Origin of the sequence: Dactylosporangium cerinum (assembly GCF_042653625.1) — a bacterium.
Taxonomy (GTDB): Bacteria; Actinomycetota; Actinomycetes; order Mycobacteriales; family Micromonosporaceae; genus Dactylosporangium; species Dactylosporangium cerinum.
On record NZ_JBHSIU010000042.1, the window covers coordinates 58,045 to 79,239 of the forward strand.

Genomic DNA, 21,195 nt, shown 5'->3' on the forward strand with positions numbered 1-21,195 from the left:
ACATGGACACGACCTTCGCCGAGACCCTCCGCCCGTTCCTGCGTTTCGCCGGCGACCGGCCGATCGAGGAGGACTCCGACCTGCGCCAGCTCGGACTGGACTCGATGCAGGCCATCGAGTTGCTGTTCGCGATCGAGGACGAGTTCGGGACCACGCTGGCCGACGACCTGATGACCGACGCGACGTTTCAGACCGCCGGCAGCCTCTGGGCGGCCCTGCGCACGTCGCAGGGCGAGCCGGTCAACGCCACCGCGGATCCGCGATGACCACCCCCGCCCCGGTCTCGACCCGCGAGGCGGTGCCCCGGGCCGCGGTGCACACCCGCGTGCTGCCGGGTGAGGCCACCGTCCGCAGCCGGACCGCCGCCGTGGCCGCGGTCGCCGGGGAGCACGCCGAACACACCGACCAGAGCGCGACGTTCCCGCAGCCGGCACTCGCGGCGATGCGCAGCACCGGCCTGCTGGGACTGCTGGTCCCGGTGGACCACGGCGGCCTCGGTGGGGACGTGAGCGACATGGTCGACGCGAGCATCGAACTCGGCCGGGTCGACCTGTCGGTCGCGATGGTCTTCGCGATGCACTGCCAGCAGGTGGCGGCGATCGACCGGTTCGGCTCCGCCGGGCTGCGGGCCCGGTTACTGCCCCGGGTCGCCCGCGGCGAGCTGTACCTCGGCTCGGTCACCACCGAGAGCGGCACGGGTGGTCACCTGCTGAGCTCCGAGTCGCCGCTGCGTGGCCGGGACGACGCGCTGGAACTGGACCGCTTCGCTCCCGTGGTCACCGGCGGCGCGTACGCCGACGGCTTCCTGGTCACCATGCGCAAACCGGAAGCGTCCGGCGCGCACGAGGTGTCCCTGGTGTACGCCGACCGGGACCAGGTGGAGGTCAGCGTGGCCGGCGGCTGGGACCCGCTGGGCATGCGCGCCAGCCACAGCGTTCCGCTGAAGCTGCGCGGTGTGGTGCCGGGCGACCAGGTGGTCGGCCGGCACGGCGCGTTCCGTGAGGTGGTCACCCAGGTGTTCGCGCCGATGGCGCATCTGGGCTGGTCGGCCTGCTGGTTGGGAACGGCGGCCGGCGCCCTGTCCCGGGTGCTGGGCGTCCTGCGCAGCAAGCCGGGCCGGGCCAGCTACGACCTGTCATCGGAACTGCTGCTGACCGGGCTTTCCCAGGTGCGGTGCCGGCTGGACGCGGTGCACGCGCTGGTGCGCCACACCACCGCGGTGGTGCGAGCCGCCGACGACCTGAGCACCCCGCGCGTCCAGCTCCTGCTCAACTCGCTCAAGATCACGGCGTCGGAGCAGAGTTATGCCGCGGTCGACCAGCTGGTCGACCTGGTCGGGATGCGGCACGGCTACCTCAAGGGCTCCCCGACCTGGCTGGAGCGGGCGCTGCGGGACCTGCGCAGCGCGCCCTTGAACTACAGCAACGACCGGCTGCACCTCGCCGACGGCAAGCTCGCCCTGCTCGATCCCGAGGTGCGCCTTGTCTGACCGGGCCGGGGCGCCACTCGACGGGCTCACGACCGAGGCCGGCCTCCGGGAGGTGTGGGCCAGGCTCGGCAAGTGCGGTGTGCTCACGGAGCTGTACCACCACGTCGACGGCGAACGGCGGCTGCGGGCCGAGCCGCTGCGTGCGTTGCTGGCCGCACTGGACAGCCGCGGCCGCACCGGGGTCACGCTCGCCGTCTGCGTCCAGGTCGCCAGCGTCCTGCCGTTGCTGGACGCCGGCGCTGCCGGTTCACCGGTCGTCGCGTCGCTGCTGGATCGGGCGCTGGCCGGCGAGCAGCTGGTGGCGCTGGCGGTCACCGACGCCGGGGCGCCCGGTTCGGACCTCGCCGCGCTGGACACCACACTGGAGACCGACGGCGACATGGTCACCGTCACCGGCGCCAAGCGATGGATCACCAACGCGACCGGTTGCGACTACTTCCTGACCCTCGCCCGGCACCGGCCGGGCCGGCACTTCACCAGCTTCGCCTGGATCCTCGTGCCGGCCCGGGCGGCCGGGGTCGAGGTGGCGGCGGCGCCGACCCCGTTGTTCGCCGGCTCCGGGACCGGTGAGGTCCGGTTCGACCGGGTGCGGCTCTCCACAGCGCACCTGGTCGGCCGGCCCGGCCGGGCACTCGCCTCGTTCGCCCGCCACATCACCCGGGAACGGTTCGCCGGCGCCGTGTGGACGGTGGCCCTGCTGCGCCGGGCGCTCACCGACACCCGGGCGTCGCTGACCGGCCGGAACAGCGACGGGGCGCCGCTGTGGTCAATGGACCTGCTGCGGCACCGGTGCGCCTCGGCGGTGGTCGAGATCCGGCTCCTCAACGCGCTGACCTACGAGGTAGAGCAGCAGATCCTGAACGGCTACGACGCCGCAGCGGCGGCGCTGGTGAAGACGGCGGCCGCCCGGACCGCCGAGTCGGTCCTCACCGCCTGCGCGAGCCTGCAGGGGGCGGACGGCTACCTGCCCGGGGCCGCACAGCAGCTCCGCGCGGAGGCCGCGGTGTTCGGGATCGGCGGCGGCACGGTGGATCTCATGCTCTCCGACATCGCCGAGCACGCCGAAGCACTCCTCGCGCAGGTGCAGCGGTGAAGGTCGTCCACCTCGGCGGCGCACCCGACGTCTGTGTCGCTGTGGACAGCACGTCCGACGCGCTGGCAGCCGGGCCGGTGCACCAGGCCGACGCCGCCCGCGCCGAGCAGCTACCGGCGTGGCGGGCGGCCGAGTTCCTCGGCGCGCGAGCGCTGCTGCGGCTGCTGCTCGCGCAGGTCGAACCGGCGGCCCGGGGCGCGACGCTGGCCAGCGACCCGGCCGGATGCCCGGTGCTGCCCGACTGGCCCGAGCTGAGCGTCAGCCTGTCACACGACCGCGGCCACGTGGCCGCGGCGGTGGCCCGTCGCGCCGGCGTCGGCATCGACGTGCAGGTGCCGCCGGACACCCTCGACGAGGCGATGGTCCGGCGCTGCCTGCGAGAGCACGCCACCGCCCTGGACGGACTCGACGACACCGAACGCCGGCTGGAGTTCGCCTGGGTGTGGACGGTCCAGGAGGCGTGCGTGAAGGCGCAGGGCACCGGGCTGGCCGGCCGTCCCTGGAGCATCGACGTGCTGCCCGGCCAGCGGGATGGGCGCTGGGGCGAGTACCGCTGGATGAGCCTGCGCGAGCAGTCGCGCACCCCGTTGAGTTGCGCGTACCACGACACCGAGGCGGGCGGATGACGACCACCGGGCAGCACCTCAGTTGCTACACCGCGAGCCTCGTGGGCTACCTGCAGCGGCACCAGCCGGCGGCCGCCGACCGGCTGGCCGCCGCAGTCCGGCTCGGGGTGCGCACCGACCTGCCGGGTGGCGCGCGGTCCTTCAGCCACCACCCCCGCATCGACCGGCACGACGATTGGCAGCTCGGCTACCTCGCCGCTGCCCGGCCGGGCGACGCGGCCGACGGGGTACGCGCCGAACTCGCCGCCTCCGGTGCCGTCATCGTGGTGGCCAACACCCACCGGCTGCCGTGGTCGCCGTCCTACCAGCGCTCGGCCACGCCACACTGGCTGCTGGTCACCGAGGCGAGCGGTGCCAGGTACCGCGTCGAGGACCCGTTCGACGCGTTGCTGCCGCACGGCACCCAGGTGCCGTACTCGGGCTGGGTGGACGAGGCGGACCTGGTCGACCTGATGCGGCTGCCGACCACCCTCGCCGCGCACCTGGCCCGGCGGGACCGCTTGGCACTGGGCACCGCCGTGGAGGTTCCGGCCGGCCCGTGGCGGTGGTTGCGGCGCGAGGCGGCCGACTCGCCGCAGCCCCTCGACGGGAGTCCTGACGCGGGGGAGTGGTGCCTGGACACGGCATCGGCCCTGCGGTGGCTCGCCGCCGACGCGGCGTCAGACACGGGCGGGTTCGCGGGCGGTGCCGCGCTCGACGACTGCGTCGAGGACCTGTGGGCCGCCGCCCGGCACCACGTCCTGCGGGCCGACTGGCTGCGCCGTCGTGCGCTGGTGCCCGCCGGGCAGGCCGAGACGGTCGCCGCGATGTGGGCGGACCTGCCGCGCGCCCTGCGGTTCGCCGCCGACTCGGCCGGCCGTGGGCGTCCCCGTCCCGGCATGGTGCGCACCAGCCTCGACCGGCTCGCGGACGCCGTCGACACACTCGATTCGAGCGCTCTTCGGAGGAACCATGTCTGACCGCACCCTCTACGCCCTGTTCGACGACACCGTCGCCGCGCACCCGCACGACATCGCACTCGAAGTCGGCGAGGAGCGGTTCAGCTATGCCGAGCTGAGCCGCCTGGCGGACGCGCTGGCCGCGCGGATTCTGCAGGCCCGCGACGGGCAGGTGCCGGCCAGGGTCGGGCTGCTCGCCGCGCGCAGCCCGTTGGCCTACGTGGGCTACCTGGCGGTCCAGCGACTGTCCGGCACCGTCGTGCCGCTCAACCCGATCTTCCCGGCGGAGCGCAACACCGCCATCGCCCGGGCCGGGCGGCTGGAGCTGGTCCTGGTGGAGCAGGACGGCGGCGACGAACTGCCGGCACCCGTCATGCGACTGGACGGCACGTTGCTGGCGGAGCTGCGCGCATCGGCGCAACCGGCGCTGCCGGCGCGCTCCGCCACGGTCGACGACCTCGCCTACATTCTGTTCACGTCCGGATCGACCGGCGTGCCCAAGGGGGTCCCGGTCAGGCACCGCAACGTCTCCTCCTACGTGGAGCACGTCGTGGCACGCTACGGGATCGGTCCCGGCAGCCGGCTGTCGCAGACCTTCGACCTGACCTTCGACCCGTCGGTGTTCGACCTGTTCGCCGCGTGGGCGTCGGGTGCCACGCTGGTCGTGCCGTCGCGTGGCGACCTCCTCGCACCGGTGCGCTTCGTCAACCGCAAGGCCATCACGCACTGGTTCTCGGTGCCGTCGATCGTCTCGTTCGCCGACCGGCTGCACGGTCTCGCCGCGGGCAGCATGCCGGACCTGCGCTGGGGCCTGTTCGCCGGCGAGGCGCTGACGTTGCAGCAGGCGCGGGCCTGGCAGCACGCGGCACCCGGCTGCACCATCGAGAACATCTACGGCCCCACCGAGCTGACCGTCACCTGCACCGAGTACCGGCTGCCGGCTGCCCCCGCGGACTGGCCGTCGACCAGCAACGGCACGGTGCCCATCGGCCAGGTCTACCCACGCCTCGAACACGCCGTCGTCGACGAGCGCGGGCAGCCCGCCCACCAGGGTGAGTTGTGCATCCGCGGGCCGCAGCGGTTCCCCGGGTACGTCGACCCTGCGGACAACATCAACCGCTTCTTCGAGCAGACCGATGCCGGGTTCGTCAGCTACAACGGCAGCGGACCGCTGACCGAGCAGCACTGGTACCGCACCGGCGATCGGGTGCGCCGCGAGAGCGGGGAACTGGTCCACCTGGGGCGGCTGGATCATCAGCTGAAGATCCGCGGATACCGGGTCGAGCTCGGCGAGATCGAGTCGGTGCTGCGCCGGCAGCCCGGCGTGCGCGAGGCCTTCGTCGTCCCGCTCGACGCGGCGGACGGCGAGATCGATCTCGGCGCCGTCTACACGGGCCTGGAACAAGACGAAGGTCTGCTGCTGGAGGCGTTGCGCGCCACGCTGCCGACGTACATGGTGCCGCGCCGGCTGGTGTGGCGGCAGGAGTTGCCGCTCAACGTGAACGGCAAGGTCGATCGCAAGGCGATCGCGGGGACGCTTGCCCCGATCGTCACCTGACACCGGATTCGGCGCGCAGCGCCGCGGCGACGGCCGCGGCGAAGCCGGGGAGGTTGTCCCACATCAGCACGTGGCCGGCCGCGGGGACGACGTTGACCCGGCAGCCGGCCGCGCGCAGCGGCCCGAGGTCCTCGCGTGACAGTGCGCCGCTGATGTATTCGCGCGGACCGGCGAAGCTGGACAGCTGAGCTCGGAAGGTTGCCGGCCGGTCAGCCAGCAGCGAGACCGCCGTGCGGTGCAGACCCCGCGACGACCATCTCCGCAAGGTCCGGGCGAACTGCGCGGCGACGACGTCCCCGCGTTCGCCGTGGCGGAGCAGCTCGGCCACGATGCCGGCATGACCGCGCTCGGCGAATTCGTCCTCGTCCTGCGCCGCGATCGTGGCTGAGAACGTGCCCACGCCGGGATCGAGGTTCGGCTCGGCCACGACGAGCCGGCCGACGAGGTCGGGCCGCTGCGCGGCGAGGCTGATCGCCACCGACCCGCCGAGCGAGTGTCCGACGACCGCCACCTCGCGCAGCCGCAGCGCGTCCAGCATCGTCGCGACCGTGCCGGCGTGCTCGTCGATGGAATGGGCGAACCGGTCGTCATGGTCGCTCCACCCGCTGCCGATCAGGTCGACGAGCAGGTGCCGTCCCGTGCCGTGCAACGCAGGCGCTGCGATCACGGGGGCGAAGCCCACGGTGCCCGCGGAGCCCAGACCACCGAGATGGAGCGTGGCCGGTCCCGTGCGGTCACCCAGATCGAGGTACGCCAGGCTAGCCCCACTGGCGGTCACCGGAAGGTGGTACACGCTATCTATCATATCGGTGAAGTGGGAGTTTGCGTGCCTGACGCCCGGCCGTGGCCGCGGGCGCCGGCTGGTGCACGCCGGCCTGCTTGCCATGATGGAAAGTGACGAGCGGCTCGGCTGGGCGGATCACAGCGAGCCGCTGCGGCTGGCGGTCAGCCTTGAGCCGTGCGTCATGTGTCTCGGCGCGGCGATGGCGCTCGGCGTGCGTGAGGTGTGTTTCGCGGTGGAGTCACCCGCTGACGGTGCCGCCGGGGTCGCTGCGACCTGGCAGCGTGGGCTGGGCAGGCGGGGTCATCAGGCGCCCGCGGTGTACGGCGGCATCCGTCGCACCGAGAGTCGCGAGCAGTTCCGGCGGTACACCGCGACCGCACCGGACTCGCCGATGCGCGAATGGGCCCGCACGATCGCAGACCTTCCCGACCTGCCCGGCTGAGCGCCGGTCGGCGGGTCGACGCGCACGGGGGCGGCCGGGGTGCCTGGCCGCCCGTCCGTCCGCCTGTCCGGGGCCGGTGTGAGCGTCAGGACACCGAAACGAGGTTCCAAACTCTGGGAATGGGCAGCGGCATCGACGGTTATTTTCATACTATTCAGATCTGGATTACATCCTTTAGGGAGTGGTCATGGATCGTCGTATGCTGCTGTCCGGTGCGGGTGCCGCTGGTCTCGCCGCGCTGCTGAGTGCCTGCGGCGTCGATGACGGCCCCGCCGCCGACCCGGGCGCCACGGGATCCGGCGGGCCGGTGCAACGGGGCGGCACGCTGCGGGCCGGGTCCCCGCCACCGCCGACCGCGGTCGACCCGGTGTCGATGTACGACGGCACCGCGATCGGCATCGTGCAGCTGGTCGCCGAGTACCTCATCTGGCTCGACAAGGACTTCAAGCTCGTCCCACGGCTGGCCGAGTCGTGGCAGTCCGCCGACGGCGGCCGGCGCTGGACCTTCAAGCTCCGTCCCGGCGTGACGTTCTCCGACGGCACCCCGGTCGACGGCGAGACGGTCAAGGCCTCCTTCGACCGGCTCCTCGACCCGGCGGGCAAGTCCGCGGCGCTGTCCGCGTTCGAGACCGTCCTGTCGGCGGGCGGCGTCAGCGTCCCGGCGCCCGGGACCGTCGAGTTCAAGCTCGACCGGCCCTTCTCCGACTTCCCCTACCTGGTCTCGGCCGGCAACTACAACACCGTCATCCTCAAGCGCGACTACGCGGGCGACTTCACCAAGGGCGGGATCGGCACCGGACCGTTCGTGCTGAAGACCTACAACGCCTCCACCGGCGCGACGTTCGTGCGCAACGAACGCTACTGGGACCCCGGACGGCCGTACCTCGACGGCGTCGAGATCAAGTTCTACGCCGACGACCAGGCGGACCTGCTGGCGTTGCAGGGCGGCGACATCGACACGCAGATCCTCAGCCGGGCCCACCTCGCCACCCCGCTCGCCGGCACCGGCGCGATCACCGTCGACACGGTCAAGGGCACCGGCGTCACCGTGCTGACGCTGCGCACCGACCAGGCACCCTTCGACCGCAAGGAGGTCCGCCAGGCGGTCGCGTACGGGCTGGCCCGCCCCGCGATCCTGCAGTCGATCGGCAGCAACGTCGGCGACCTCGGCAACGACCACCTCCTCGCCCCGCTGTTCGCAGCCGCCCCCACCGACCTGCCCCAGCGCGCGCTGGACAAGGCGAAGGTCGCCGAGCTGCTCAAGGCGGCAGGCGTCACCGAGCTCACGTTCAAGCTCACGTTCGAGCCGCCGGCGAAGGACTACGCGGTCACCATCCAGAACCAGCTCAAGCAGGTCGGCATCGCCGTCGAGCTCGACCAGCGCTCCTCGAAGGACTTCTACGGCGGCGACCAGGCCAAGGACACGCCCTGGCTGTTCACCCAGGCCAACCTCGTCGGCTGGGCCGGCCGGCCGGTCCCGAGCCAGCTCATCATCCCGATGGTGAAGTCCGGCGGGACGTGGAACGGCTCCAAGTACGCCAACCCGGCGCTGGACGCCGCCGCCGACGCCTACGACACCGCGACCACCGACGCGGACCGCAAGACCGCAGCCGCGACGGTGGCGAAGATCCTGCACGAGGACGTGCCGGTGGTCATCGCCTTCTGGTCCGGGGCGGTCCGGGCGTACCAGAACCGCAAGTTCCGTGGCGTGCAGGCGCATCCCGCCCAGTACGTCGACTTCGGCTCGGTGTCGAAGGTGTGAGGGGTGCGGACCTTCCTGCTCCGCCGCCTCGGCGCCGTGCCGGTGACCCTGGCCGGGGTCTCGATCCTGGTGTTTCTCGCCACCGATGTGCTGCCCGGCGACGTGGGCCGCACCGTGCTCGGCCGGGAGGCGACCGCTGAGGCGGTCGCGCGGTACAACCACGGGCTCGGCCTCGACGACCCGGTGTGGGTGCGGTACGGACGGTGGCTCGCGCACTTCCTCACCGGCGACTGGGGCGCCTCCTACACGCTGCAGGAGCCCGTCGCCGCGCTGGTCCGCGACCGGCTCGCGGCCTCGCTCCTGCTGGCCCTGTTCGCGTTCGTGCTGCTGGTGCCGGTCGCGCTGACCGCCGGCCTCGTGGCCGGGGCACGCCACGACACCTGGATCGACCGCGCCATCAGCGGCGCCGGGCTGGCGCTGGGCGCCACCCCCGAGTTCGTCACCGGGGTCGTGCTGCTGGTCGTGTTCTCCGTGCAGCTGCACTGGTTCCCCGTCTCGGCCCAGGCCGCACCCGGCGACGGCCCGCTGACCGTGCTCGGCCGGCTCGTGCTGCCCGCGCTGTCGCTGGTGCTGCTGTGCACCGGATACGTGGCCCGGCACGTGCGGGCGAGCGCCATCGCGGTCGTCGACGGCGGCTACGTCAGGGCGGCCCGGCTGCGCGGCACGCCGCCGGGCCGCATCCTCGTCCGGCACGTGCTGCGCAACGCCACCGTGCCGGCGACCAGCGCCCTCGGCGTCCAGCTGCAGTACCTGCTCGGCGGGCTCGTCGTGGTCGAGCTGCTGTTCAACTACCCCGGCCTCGGCGCGCTGCTGCTGCAGTCCGCGGTCGACAAGGATGTGCCCACACTGCAGGCCACCGCGATGGTCCTCGGCGTGGCCTACCTGACGGTGACGCTGCTCGCCGACATCGTCTACCGGCTCCTCGACCCCAGGGTGCGCCTGGCGGTGCCGGCATGAGCGACTCGGGCCGCTCATCATGGGTGCCGGCATGAGCGCGCCCGCCGTCACCCGGCGGGCCGGCCGGGGGCTGCTGGTGCCGGTCGCGGTGGTCCTGCTCTGGACGGCCGTCGCCGTGCTGTGGCCCTGGCTCGCACCGCACGACCCCGCCCTGCAGGACCCGGCGCTGCGCTTCCGCCCGCCCGGTCCCGGCCACTGGCTGGGCACCGACCAGTTCGGCCGGGACGTGCTCTCCCGGGTCCTCGCCGGCGCCCGCCCGGTCCTCGTCGTCGCCCCGCTGGCGACCGCGCTCGGCGTCCTGGTCGGCGCCGCGGTCGGTCTCGTCACCGGCACCGTCCGGGGCTGGCTCGACGACGTCGTCATGCGCGTCGCCGACGCGGTCATGGTGTTCCCGACCGTGATCGCCGCGGTGCTGTTCATCGCGCTGCTCGGCCGCTCACCCACGGTGGTCGTGGTCGTCGTCGGGGCCGCGTTCGTGCCGATCGTCGCCCGGTCGGTGCGCGCCGCCACCCTCGTCGAGCGGGAGAAGCCGTACATCGACGCCGCCCGCCTGCGTGGAGAGCCGCTGCCGTCGCTGATGCTCCGCGAAATCCTGCCGAACATCCGGGCCACGGTGCTGGTCGAGGCGACCACGCGGCTCGGCGACGCGGTCTTCGCCGCCGCCACCCTGTCCTTCCTCGGTCTCGGCCAGCCACCCGGCTCGCCCGAGTGGGGCGCCGCGGTCTCCGACAACCGGCTCTGGTTGCAGGTGGCCCCGTGGACCGTCCTGGCGCCGGCACTGGCCATCGGCTCGCTCGTGGTGGCGGTCGCGCTGCTCAGCGACGCCCTGCGGCACCGGCTGGAGGCGCCGTGAGCACCGGGCTGAGCGTCGAAGCGCTGTCCGCCGCCTACGGCCCGGCCACGGTCCTGCACGAGGTGTCCTTCACCGTCCGCCCGGGCGAGACGTTCGGCATCGTCGGCGAATCCGGCTGCGGCAAGACGACGCTCGGCTATCTGCTCGGCGGGCACCTCCAGCCCGGCGGGCGGCACACCGGCGGGCGGGTCGACGTCGACGGCACCGATGTCCTCGCGCTCAACGCCGCCCAGTTGCGGCGCTGGCGTCGCGACGGCGTCGCGTTCGTCCACCAGGACGCGGCCGGCGCACTCGACCCGACCATGCGGATCGGTGCCCAGGTCGCCGAGGTGCTGCGACTGCGCGGGCTCGGCCGCCGAGCGGCCACGGCGGAAGCCGCCGAGCTGCTGCGCCGCGTCCAACTGCCCGCCGACGCCGGCCGTCGCTACCCGCACCAGCTGTCCGGCGGCCAGCAGCAGCGGGTCATGATCGCCGGGGTGCTGGCGGCCCGCCCGAGACTGCTGGTCCTCGACGAACCCACCACCGGCCTCGACGCCGCCGTGCAGGTCGGCGTGCTGGACCTCCTCGCCCAGCTGCGCGAGGAACTGTCCGCCGCCGTCGTGCTGATCAGCCACGACCTCGGCCTCGTCGGCCGGCACTGCGACCGCGTCGGGGTCCTCTACGCCGGGCGGCTGGTCGAGGTCGGTCCGGTCGCGGAGATCCTGGCCGGCCCGGCACATCCGTACACCACCGGCCTGCTGGACAGCGTCCCGCGCCTCGGCGCTCCGCGGCACGTCCGCCGGCTCCTGCCGATCGCCGGGCAGCCGCCCCGGCTCGGCGAGACGAGCCACGGATGCGCCTTCGCCGCGCGCTGCCCGGTCGCCGACGCGGCCTGCACGGCGGCCGAACCCGCCCTCGACGAGCAGGCCGTCCAGGGCCGGGCCGTGCGCTGCCTGCACCCCGGGACGGCAACCGGCAGCCCCGCCGTCGCGAGCCCCGAGCCGGCGAGGGCGCCGGCAGCGCCCTTGCTGGAGGTGCGTGGCCTGGTCCGTGGCTACGGCCGGACCGTCGTGCTGGACCACGTCGACCTGAGCATCGGCGCCGGCGAGGTCGTCGGGCTGGTCGGGGAGTCCGGCAGCGGCAAGACCACCCTCGCCCGCGCCATCGCCGGCCTGCACCCCGGCGGCGCCGGAGCGCTGCGGTTCGCCGGCGACGCCCTGCCCGCCAGGCTCCGCCGCCGCGACCCGGCCGTGCGACGGCGGATCCAGATGGTCTTCCAGAACCCTGACACCACCCTGAACCCGAGCCATCCGGTGCGGCGCATCCTCGAGCGCGCGGTGCGGACGCTGCGCGGCCGGCAGGACGTCGCCACGCTCGCCGCCCGCACCCACCTCGACGACGACGTGCTGCGCCGCCGCCCCGGACGGCTCTCCGGCGGACAGCAGCAGCGGGTCGCGATCGCCCGCAGCTTCGCCGGCGAGCCTGCCCTGGTCATCTGCGACGAGCCGGTCTCCGCTCTCGACGTCAGCGTCCAGGCCGCCGTGCTCGAGCTGCTCGCCGAGCAACGTGGGCGCACCGGCACCTCGTACCTGTTCATCTCGCACGACCTCGCCGTCGTGGGCTACCTGGCCGACCGCGTCGCGGTGCTGTACCGCGGCGTCCTCGTCGAACACGGCCCGGCCGCGACCGTGCTCGCCGGCCCCCACCACCCCTACACGGCGACCCTCGTCGGCGCGGACCCGGCCGGTCCGGGCCCGTCGACGCCGACCACCGGGGCCGCCTGCCGGTTCTTCGACGCCTGCGGGCGGCGCATCACCGGCCTCTGCGACACCACCAGGCCGCCCGCCGCCGAGAGGACACCCGGCCACGTCGTGCTCTGCCACCTCGAATCCGAGGCTCTGCCCCGCACCCAGCCCTTGACCCCGGCCAGAGGAGCCCACCGATGACCCTGCCCACCAGAGCGGTCGAGAACGAGTTCGCCGACCTGCTCGCCCCATCCGAACATCCGTCGGAGCATCCACCGGCCGTGGCCCGTCGATGGGTGAACGTCACCACCGGAGGCCACGTCAGCGCCGTCGTCTGGGGCCACGGCAGCCCCGAGGTCGTGCTGCTGCACGACGAGGGTGCCGACGCCCGCACCTTCGACGCCCTGCTGTCCAGAGTGGACAGACCAGTGGCCGCGCTGGACCTTCCCGGCCACGGCCGCTCCAACGGTGAGACGCCGGCGCCGCCCGCGGCCCGGCTGGCCCGGCCCGTCATCGAGGCCATCCGCTCCTTCGCGCCCCGGCACCGGCTGCTCGTCGCGCAGGGGCTCGGCGCCCGCGTCGCGCTGCACGCCGCGCACCGGGACCCGGCCGTCGTCGGCCGGCTGTTGCTGATCGACTCGCTGCCGGGCCCGTTGCCGGAGGACGAGCCGTTGTGGGAACGCCTCCCGGCGCTGCGCCACCCGCCGTTGCTCGTGCGCAGCCTGACCGGCAAGCTCACCGACGCCGAGGTCCAGCGCTTCACCCAGGCCGTCGCACACGGCTCGGTCACCGTGACCGCCGACACCGGCCCGGCCGCCCTCGCCGACATCATCGACATCGCCCTGCACTGAGAGGAGCCCGCCATGACCACCGACACGAGCGCGCCCACCGAGGCGGCCGCCGTCCCCGTCATCGACCTGGAACTGGCCCTCGCGGCGGACCCGGACAGTGCCGAGCTGGCGCGGCTGCGCGCCGCCGGTGCGCAGCTGGGCATCATCCAGGTCGTCAACCACGGCGTCCCGCTCGAGCTCATCGAGGCCTTCCACCGCAGCATCGGCCGGATCCTCGCCCTGCCCCGCGAGGAGAAGGAGCACCTGGCCAGCCCGACCGCCCACCCGTTCCGGGGCTGGCGGCAGTGGCCCGACGACTTCGGCCGGCTGGAGCTGGAACGCTTCAGCATCGGGCAGTTCGACGACCCCGCGGCCGCGGCCGCCGCCGGGGTGCCGGCGCAGTACCTGGAGCTGTTCGCCCACGCCAACGTCTGGCCGCCGCAGGAGCCGCAGCTGCGCGAGCTCGCCGACGCCTACCGTGCCGCCAGCCTCGACGTGGCCCGCCGCGTGCTGTCGCTGTACGCGAGAGCGCTCGGCGTGCCGGTCGAGACGTTCCCGTGGCAGACGCCGGAGTACACCACGTTCGTCGTCAACGACTATCCGACGTGGACGCACCCGGACAGCGGCACCGACGAGGAGAAGCTGCTGCTGCTGGAGCACGCCGACAACTCCGTGCTGACCGTCCTGCACCAGGAGGGCGACTACGCGGGCCTGCAGGGGCAGCGCCCGGACGGCTCCTGGGTTCCGGTGCCGATCGTGCCCGGCGCCCTGCAGGTCTTCACCGGTTCGCTGCTGACCCGCTGGACCAACGGCCTGCTCACCGCGGGCCGGCACCGGGTCGTCGCCGGCGGCACGGTCACCCGCCGCTCCACGGCCCTCTTCGTCTACGGCGGCTTCGACACCGTCGTGGAGCCGCTGGAACGCTTTGTCGGCGACGGTGAGGCGGAATTCGGCGCCTACCACGTCGGCCGCGAGGCGCTGGGCTCGGTCGAGGACTACCTTCAGGTGTTCGGCCGTCCGGAGCAGGTCGCGGCCTGGCAGGCGGGCCGGCCGTACGTCGCGGCGGTCGAGGAACCCGCGTGAGCACGACAGCCGGCGGCATCGTCTGGGAGCCGAGCGAACGCTGGGTCCGTGGCCGCCGCGGCGACCTCACCATCGTCGACAGCCGCAGGCCGGTCCTGGTCTGGGAACCGGGCAGCGTCGTGCCGCTGTACGCGTTTCCGGAGGAGGATGTGCGCACCGACCTGCTCCGGCCGTCCGCCGATCCACCCGCGGCCGCGCACGGTGCCGGTGCGACCTTCTACGACCTCACCGTGGACGGCGCGACGGCCGGCAACGCCGCCTGGCGTTTCTCTGCGCCCGACCTCGCGGGGCACATCGCCTTCGAGTGGTTCCGGTGGTCCTCGGCCGGGGCACCCGGCGTGCAGCGATGGTTCGAGGAGGACGAGGAGATCTTCGTGCACCCGCGCGACCCGCACAAACGGGTCGACGCCATTGCCAGCAGCCGTCACGTCGTCGTCAGGATCGACGGCACGACGGTCGCGGACACCCGGGCGCCGGTGCTGGTGTTCGAAACCGGCCTGCCGACCCGGTACTACCTGCCGCGTGCCGACGTCCGGCTGGATCTGTTCGAACAGACGGACCTGCACACCGGCTGCCCGTACAAGGGCACGGCGGAGTACTGGTCGGTGCGTGGACCGGGTTCGGCGCCGGCGAACGTGGCCTGGTCGTACCCGGACCCGCTGCCTGCGGTCGGCGCGATCCGCGGGTACGTCGCGTTCTACAACGAGGCCGTCGACCTGACAGTGGACGGGATCCAGCTGCAACGGCCGGTCACGGCGTTCAGCCAGCGGCTCGCGGTCACGGTGCCGACCACGTCGCCCGGAGACTGAGCGCGGCAACGCCCACATCGCCCGGGGCCGGTGTGCCGGTCCCGGGCCTGGCACGTTCGTGGCGCAAGATCTGGAAGGCTCGTCCCATGCCCGTGATGGACCACCGCGATGTCGACCACGCCGTGGCCGAGATGGTCCGGGTACTCACCCCGCACGGGTCCGCGGACTGGCGACGCCCGGCCGGCACGCTTGCCTGGAGCTGCTGGGAACGCTGGCGTCCGCCTGGATCGCTGTGCAGCGCTGTGCTCGGCCGGCTCTTTCCGGACGCTCCGGCCGGGGATCCGGTCCAGGTGCTGCTGTGGTCTACCGGGCGTGCCGACCTTCCCGGCCATCCTCGACGCACCTCCTGGGTCTTGAAGGCTGCAGTCGAATAAGAGCTCTGACAACGCCGGACAGCGTGTCGGTGCGTGACGACGCAGGTCGCGAATACGGCTCTCCGTAGCTCGTCATGCGCGCTCTCTCCATGACGAACAAGACATACAACCGCCGCAGCGCGATGGTGTCGATGTGGAAGAAGTCGGTCGTCAGCAGCCCGGATGCCTGAGCGCGTATACACACGCCATCCTGGCGCCCTGGCCACGAAACAGCAGCTCACACCACGTGCGATGAGTATTGGCACGGTACAGGGCCCCGGCACCGCCTGATACCCACAGCGGGTGTCACCTACCGGATAGCCGTGCGGCGCTCGTCCCGCGGGGCATGTCGCCGGGCGTCCCTGTCCTGACGGACAGCCGCGTTCAGGACCCGGTGGGCTCCGGCAGGCGTGGCAGTCGCAGCGCCCCCATCGCCGTGCTGGCGGCTGTCGCCGCCAAGACGATGCCCCAGGCGACGGGTCCCAGCGGCCGGCAGCCGAAGAACTGGCTCAGGCCGGGGGTCTGCACCACGCCGACGAGCGCCGCGGCGGAGGCGCCGGCCGCGCCGAGGACGGCCGGGTCACCGCCGGAGGCCAGCGCGGTCTGGCCCAGCTGCGCACCGACGAGGGAGGCGAGCGCCACGGTGCTGGCGCGCGTGGCCGTCCCGGTGGCTTTGGCCGCCAACCACGCCACTGCGGTGCCCGTCGAGGTCGCGACGGCGCGGCGGACGATGTCGGCGGTCAGTGCCGCGCCGAGCGACGCTTCCGGCCCTTCGCGGATGAGGTGGTCCGCGGTGATGCGCTTCGGCGGCCGCGCGGCGACCGTGATCGCGGGCAGCAGGTCGGTCATGAGGTTGACGAAGAGGATCTGCCGCGCGTTCAGCGGCGGTGTCGCGGAGATCAGGGAACTGCCGACGGTGAACAGGATCTCGCCCAGGTTCCCGCCGAGGAGCAGGGCGAGCGAGTCACGCACCGACGCCCACATGGCGCGGCCCTCGACCACCCCGTCGGCGATCGTCTCGATGCGGCCGTCCATGACGATCATGTCGGCCGCCTGGCGGGCGGCGTCCGTGGCCTGCTCGCCCAGCGCGATGCCGGCGTCGGCGAGCCGGATGGCGGGCGCGTCGTTGGCGCCGTCGCCCGTCACCGCGACGGCGTTCCCGGCGCGCTGCAACGCGCGGACCACCGCGACCTTGTGCCCGGGGCTCACCCGCGCGAAGACCGAGGCCTTGGCCACCAGCGCGTCGACGGTCGCGTCGTCGGCGTCGTCGAGCTCCGGCCCGGTCACCACCGTCCCGCTGCCGAGCAGGTCGAGCTTGGCGGCGATCGCCTCCGCCGTACTGGGATGATCGCCGGTCAGCATGAGGACCTTGATGCCGGCGCGGCGCAGCTGGTCGACCGCCTCGGCGGCGGTGGCCCGGGTTGGGTCGGCCAGCCCGAGGAGGCCGAGGAACTCCAGGTTGTCGACGCGTTCGTCGTCGAGGCGGCCACGCCCGGACGCCGCCCGCTCCGCGATCGCGAGTACCCGCAGCCCCTGCCGGGCCATCCGGTCGACCTCCGCCTCGATCTCCCGCCGGTCGGCCGGCGTGATCGGCCGGGCGGTCCCGTCCAGGCGCCAGGTCACGCAGCGCGGCAGCGTGATCTCCGGCGCGCCCTTGACGCTGATCACCTGCCCGGTGGGTGCCGTGCCGAGGACGGCGTGAAAGCCGCGCAGCGGCTCGAACGGCAGCTCGCGGACGGGCTGCCAGCCTTTGGCCTTCTCGTCGGTGCACACGGCCGCGGCCGTGGCGCCGGCCACAACTGCCTGGTCGGTGGGGTGCGGCAACGTTCCCTGTCCGTTGGGCGCCGGGGTCGCGCGCAGCGCGGCGGCGAGGATCTGCCGGTGCCGCGGGGTGAGCCCCTCGGTCGGCACTTGCTCACGGCCGTCGGACACGGTGCGCAACGCGATGCGACCCTCGGTCAGGGTCCCGGTCTTGTCGAAACAGATCACGTCGATCCGGCCGAGCGCCTCCAGCGACCGAGGATCGCGGATGAGGATGTTGCGTTCGGACAACCGGCGGCTGGCGCTCAACTCGGCGGCGGTGGCGATGAACGGCAGCCCTTCGGGGATCGCCGCGACCGCGAGCGCGACCGAGCTGTTGATCGACTCGGTCAGCCGGCCACGGAACAGGCCGCTGGCGAGCAGCGCCGCCGCACCGGCACCCGCCGCCGGCAGCGACGCCTTGGTGAGCTCGCGCAGCCGCTGCTGCACGCCGCTCTTCGGTGGCTCCTGCAGGGCCGCCCGCGCGCTGCGACCTACCTCCGTCCGCTCACCGGTCGCCACGACGATGCACGTGGCCGACCCGGCGGCGACCGTCGTCCCCGCGTACACCATGCTGGTGTGCTCGGCGACGGCGGCGGCGCGGTTGCCTGCAACGCTCTTGACGACTGGCATGGACTCGCCGGTCAGCGACGACTCGTCCATCTCGAGGCCGGAGGTGTCGACCAGGCGGCAATCCGCCGGCACCGCGTCCCCGGGCTCCAGCAGGATGACATCGCCCGGCACGAGCTCCTCGATGCTGCCGGCACGGTCGGCACCGGCCCGGCGCAACCGGACCCGCGGCGTCGCCGCGCTCACCAGCCGGCTCAGGGCCCGCCGGGCGGCCATGTCCTGGACACCGGAGAGCAGCGCGTTGACCAGGATGACGGCGGCGACCAGCACCGCGTCGCTCTTCGCACCGATCATCGCGGAGACACCCGCACCGGCGGCGAGCGGCAGGGTCAGGGGCGTGTCCAGCTCGGCTACGACGGTGCCGAGCAGTCCCCGCGCCGCCGGCGACGCCTCGCCGGCCGGGGCCTCGGCGCGCCGGCGCTCTCCGGCGGCCTCCTCGCTGAGGCCGTCCGGCGACGTGTCCAGGATCCGCATGACCTCGGGGACTGGAAGCGCGTGCCAGGCGACGTCGACGGCGGGCACCGGCACGGCACGGCGGCCCAGGCCCCGCGCCGACCAGACCGCACCGAGCACGTTGGCGGTCAGTGCGACACCGGTGGCGAGCGTCCCGCGGCGCGCGGAGCGCTGCGCCACGTCGACATTGCCCAGCAGCGCGCCGGCCGCCGTGCCCTGCGCCGCCACCAGGGTGCTGCGTCTGCTCACCGCCTTGGCCACCGTCGCCGCCTCGAGCAGCAGCCAGGCCGTCTCCAGCCCAGGGCCACCCATCAGGTGGGCGCCCCACGGCGGCCGGCGATCCGGCCGCAGCACGCCGAAGCCGCAGTCCGCCGCGGCGAGGGCGGTGTCGTTGCGCTCGCCGATGAGCACGACGACGCGGCCGTCCCGCTGCAGCGCGCGGATCGAATCGGCCAGCCGCGAACCTCCCGGCACGGTGCCGTCCGCCGGCACCCGGCGACGGACCTCGGCCGGCGCGCCGGCGAGCAGCACCTGCCCGACCTGGCGACCGGCGGCGATCACGGCGGTGGTCAACGAATCCAGCGCCGACTCGACCAGGACGGCCGCCACGGGCCGCCGGTTGCGGGTCAGCGCATACACCTTGCCCTTCCTGCCGTCCGAGGCGCGTGCGTCGCTCAGGGCGGCCTCCAGGGCGGCGTCCGGGATCACGGTGTCGGGGGGCTGCGGGACGGTGAGCGCCCAGCCGCCGGTGTCCTCGTCCGTCGGCAACGCGCCGCGATGCCCGTCGACGAGCCGGCTCGCGGCCTCCCAGGCGTCCTCCACCGTGCCGTCGATCGGCACCACGTGCGTGATGACGTGCCGGCCCCCGGTCAACGCCCGGGCATCGATGACCACCGTGTCGACCCGGTCGAGGCGCCGCAGCGCGCCCGGGTCACGGACGAGCACGTCCCGGCGGGCGAGGAGCCGGCCCAGCTCACCCGCGTACGCTTCCCGACCGGCATACGCGGGGACCGGTGAACCGGCCGCGAGCACCCGGGCCGCCCGCCGGACGCCACCGGGCAGCAGCGCGACCGCGCCGGAGGCGAGCAGCGTCAGCGTGCTGATCCGGCGGGCGTAGCGCTCGACCGGGCCGTCGGGCAACGCCGCCGCCCGCGTGGCGTCGACGCGGTCCGCGCGGCTCGCGCCCGCCTCCCGCGGCAGCTCGGCCGCTCTGCGCTGCCACGTGTCCCGCTGCGCGGACGCCTCCCGCAGCAGGACGACCCGCATGGCGGCGTCCGCGAGCACCGATAGCCTCGCCTGGCCCGCGGCGTCGATACCCACGCTCGCCGCGGAGACGGCCAGATCTGCCCAGTCGCGGCCGACGGCCCGGCGCAGCCGGTCGCGCAGCCCCGGAATGTGGTCGACCATCGCGACGACGGCGACCAGCTCACGTGGCACCGCGGGGAGCCGCAGACCCTGCGCCACGGTCGCCCCCGCGGCGCCGATCAGGTCGGCGACGAGCGTCACCAGCTGCCGGGTCTCCGCTTCGAGCTGCGGCAGCCCGGCCGCCCGGTCAGCGGCGACGGGGATGTGGTCGGACTCGGCGGACGCGACCGCTTCGACGAGGTCGTCCAGGCCGAGCGTGTCCTCGTCGTAACTGATCAGCAGCCGGCCGAGCGCGGCGTTCCACGCCGCCCAGTCGACGCCGCGCAGCGTCCCGAGCGCCTTCTCCAGCAGCTCGCCGGTCTCGGCGCCGATCAGGTCCCGGGGGTGCCGCACCTCGATGTGGGCGAGGCCGTCCCGGGCCCACGCCGTCCGCCGGCCGCCGAACGGCCGGCTGGTCGGCGTCGCTGTCACCGTGCTGTGGCAGCGGCGAGACGGGCGCCGGCCCGTGTCTTACCTTGCGGCACCTCCGCCGGGCCTTGCGGCTCGGCACGCTCACGGCTGTGGGTCGCCACCCAGACACCCGCGGCGGCCGCGAGGGCAACGGGCCACTCCAGCATGCCGACCGCAGTCAGCACGCCGACACCGCCGTAGTACAGCAGTTGTTTCGGCGCCGGGACGGCATTCGCGACGGTTCGCGCTGTCCACCCCACATTCGTGACGACCGACCGTGCCCTCGGCCCGGCCACGTGGACCACCGGCACCTTGACGTGCGGCATCGGGACTTCCGCCCAGGTCACCAGATCGGACTCGCTCCTGGGCGGGGCGGTCTCACCGGCGGCCGGGCGTTTCCTCGCCCGGGTCGGGCGTGAGGCCTTCGTCGTGGGACCGGTCTCCTTCGCGGGGCTGCGGCGCCGGGGCTGCGTGGTCGACGTCCCGGCAGCGCGTGAACCGGTGGCCCGCTTCCGCGGGCGGGTCGGTGAGCTCGTTGCTGTGGTTGTCATGGGTGAGCACCTCCGCCGGATTCGTCCAGACAGGCGGCCCTACCCGGACGGCCCGGAATCAACCAACAGACCCGGGATCACGGCTCGTTCAGGCGGGACGGCTCACGAGGCGGCGGAACGCGGCGACGATCAGCGAGATCAGCAGGGCGCTGACCACCTCGACCGCGATCGCGGCAAGCAACTCGGACATGGCGGCGCTCCTTCGGTGTTTCGCGGTGTGCGCCGGAACCGTAGGTGCGGCGGGTGAACTGCGGGGAACAGTACAGGAACATCAAGGTGGTCTCCGGGTGGCGCACAACGCCGTGGCCTGCGTCTTCTTGCCGATCGCCGGCACCCGTCCCGGCCCCCGGCGGCAGGCCACACGGCGCCGGCAACCGCTCGGCGGGCACCGCACCGCGACCTCAGCCCGCCGGGGGCGAGGCAGTCGTTGCTCAGAGGCTTCCGACCGCTCGCGCTTAGAGCTCTCAGTTCAGAATGAGTTGGCTGGTTTTGTTCGCGAGTTCCGGGCTCTGGCGCAATCTCCGGATGCTGTTGGTGATCTTGGGGTCAGTCGTTCATGCGGAAGATCTGTTGAAGACGGCTTCGTGGCCGTCGACGTGGGTCGGGCCGGTGTTGGGCGAGTCGGATGATGTTGGTGCCGGCGGC

Annotated in this window: 17 protein-coding genes; 14 read left to right on the forward strand and 3 right to left on the reverse strand. The window is 73.5% G+C overall.

Translation table 11 applies throughout. The features are described from left to right. Positions 1 to 2: 2 nt before the first annotated feature. Genes ACFPIJ_RS33430 through ACFPIJ_RS33455 form a run of 6 tightly spaced genes read left to right on the forward strand, consistent with a single transcriptional unit; the run spans position 3 to position 5,704 of the window. Positions 3 to 266, forward strand: coding sequence for an acyl carrier protein (locus tag ACFPIJ_RS33430; RefSeq protein ID WP_380121061.1), 264 nt, complete (start codon positions 3 to 5; stop codon positions 264 to 266). Continuing rightward, positions 263 to 1,489 (forward strand): acyl-CoA dehydrogenase family protein, encoded by a 1,227-nt coding sequence (locus ACFPIJ_RS33435; RefSeq protein ID WP_380121063.1) that lies wholly within the window; start codon positions 263 to 265, stop codon positions 1,487 to 1,489. The genes ACFPIJ_RS33430 and ACFPIJ_RS33435 overlap by 4 nt, the downstream gene beginning before the upstream one ends. Continuing rightward, a complete protein-coding gene (locus ACFPIJ_RS33440; protein ID WP_380121064.1) occupies positions 1,482 to 2,582 on the forward strand; it encodes an acyl-CoA dehydrogenase family protein in 1,101 nt (366 codons plus the stop codon). The genes ACFPIJ_RS33435 and ACFPIJ_RS33440 overlap by 8 nt, the downstream gene beginning before the upstream one ends. After that, entirely contained in the window at positions 2,579 to 3,208 is a 630-nt protein-coding gene (locus tag ACFPIJ_RS33445; protein WP_380121066.1) for a 4'-phosphopantetheinyl transferase family protein, read from the forward strand. The genes ACFPIJ_RS33440 and ACFPIJ_RS33445 overlap by 4 nt, the downstream gene beginning before the upstream one ends. Next, positions 3,205 to 4,167 (forward strand): hypothetical protein, encoded by a 963-nt coding sequence (locus tag ACFPIJ_RS33450; RefSeq protein ID WP_380121068.1) that lies wholly within the window; start codon positions 3,205 to 3,207, stop codon positions 4,165 to 4,167. The genes ACFPIJ_RS33445 and ACFPIJ_RS33450 overlap by 4 nt, the downstream gene beginning before the upstream one ends. Continuing rightward, positions 4,160 to 5,704, forward strand: coding sequence for an amino acid adenylation domain-containing protein (locus ACFPIJ_RS33455; protein WP_380121070.1), 1,545 nt, complete (start codon positions 4,160 to 4,162; stop codon positions 5,702 to 5,704). The genes ACFPIJ_RS33450 and ACFPIJ_RS33455 overlap by 8 nt, the downstream gene beginning before the upstream one ends. On the opposite strand, the gene ACFPIJ_RS33460 is transcribed toward ACFPIJ_RS33455, so the two are convergent. Continuing rightward, on the reverse strand, positions 5,697 to 6,497 hold the full coding sequence (locus ACFPIJ_RS33460; RefSeq protein ID WP_380121073.1) for an alpha/beta fold hydrolase: 801 nt from the start codon (positions 6,495 to 6,497) through the stop codon (positions 5,697 to 5,699). The two genes, ACFPIJ_RS33455 and ACFPIJ_RS33460, sit on opposite strands and share 8 nt — an antisense overlap. Before the next feature lie 16 nt (positions 6,498 to 6,513). Between ACFPIJ_RS33460 and ACFPIJ_RS33465 the strand changes: the two genes are divergently transcribed. From ACFPIJ_RS33465 to ACFPIJ_RS33500, 8 genes are all read left to right on the forward strand, one after another. After that, a complete protein-coding gene (locus ACFPIJ_RS33465) occupies positions 6,514 to 6,930 on the forward strand; it encodes a tRNA-specific adenosine deaminase (protein ID WP_380121075.1) in 417 nt (138 codons plus the stop codon). Positions 6,931 to 7,117: 187 nt separating this feature from the next. Next, on the forward strand, positions 7,118 to 8,692 hold the full coding sequence (locus ACFPIJ_RS33470; RefSeq protein ID WP_380121077.1) for an ABC transporter substrate-binding protein: 1,575 nt from the start codon (positions 7,118 to 7,120) through the stop codon (positions 8,690 to 8,692). Positions 8,693 to 8,695: 3 nt separating this feature from the next. Next, positions 8,696 to 9,649 (forward strand): ABC transporter permease, encoded by a 954-nt coding sequence (locus ACFPIJ_RS33475; protein ID WP_380121079.1) that lies wholly within the window; start codon positions 8,696 to 8,698, stop codon positions 9,647 to 9,649. A 31-nt stretch (positions 9,650 to 9,680) separates the two neighbouring features. Then, positions 9,681 to 10,502, forward strand: a complete 822-nt coding sequence (locus tag ACFPIJ_RS33480; protein ID WP_380121081.1) for an ABC transporter permease — start codon at positions 9,681 to 9,683, stop codon at positions 10,500 to 10,502. Beyond that, positions 10,499 to 12,427: an ABC transporter ATP-binding protein gene (locus tag ACFPIJ_RS33485; RefSeq protein ID WP_380121083.1), complete on the forward strand. Its 1,929-nt coding sequence runs from the start codon at positions 10,499 to 10,501 to the stop codon at positions 12,425 to 12,427. The genes ACFPIJ_RS33480 and ACFPIJ_RS33485 overlap by 4 nt, the downstream gene beginning before the upstream one ends. Further along, complete coding sequence (locus tag ACFPIJ_RS33490; protein ID WP_380121085.1) at positions 12,424 to 13,077, forward strand: alpha/beta fold hydrolase; 654 nt, start codon at positions 12,424 to 12,426, stop codon at positions 13,075 to 13,077. Before ACFPIJ_RS33485 ends, ACFPIJ_RS33490 begins: the two co-directional genes overlap by 4 nt. A gap of 12 nt (positions 13,078 to 13,089) precedes the next feature. Then, on the forward strand, positions 13,090 to 14,139 hold the full coding sequence (locus tag ACFPIJ_RS33495; protein ID WP_380121086.1) for a 2-oxoglutarate and iron-dependent oxygenase domain-containing protein: 1,050 nt from the start codon (positions 13,090 to 13,092) through the stop codon (positions 14,137 to 14,139). Then, positions 14,136 to 14,948, forward strand: a complete 813-nt coding sequence (locus ACFPIJ_RS33500) for a DUF427 domain-containing protein (protein ID WP_380121088.1) — start codon at positions 14,136 to 14,138, stop codon at positions 14,946 to 14,948. Before ACFPIJ_RS33495 ends, ACFPIJ_RS33500 begins: the two co-directional genes overlap by 4 nt. Before the next feature lie 737 nt (positions 14,949 to 15,685). Here ACFPIJ_RS33500 and ACFPIJ_RS33505 read toward each other — a convergent pair. Both ACFPIJ_RS33505 and ACFPIJ_RS33510 read right to left on the reverse strand, forming a co-directional pair. After that, a complete protein-coding gene (locus ACFPIJ_RS33505; RefSeq protein WP_380121091.1) occupies positions 15,686 to 20,020 on the reverse strand; it encodes an HAD-IC family P-type ATPase in 4,335 nt (1,444 codons plus the stop codon). Beyond that, on the reverse strand, positions 20,017 to 20,550 hold the full coding sequence (locus ACFPIJ_RS33510) for a hypothetical protein (protein WP_380121093.1): 534 nt from the start codon (positions 20,548 to 20,550) through the stop codon (positions 20,017 to 20,019). Before ACFPIJ_RS33510 ends, ACFPIJ_RS33505 begins: the two co-directional genes overlap by 4 nt. Positions 20,551 to 21,195 lie beyond the last annotated feature (645 nt).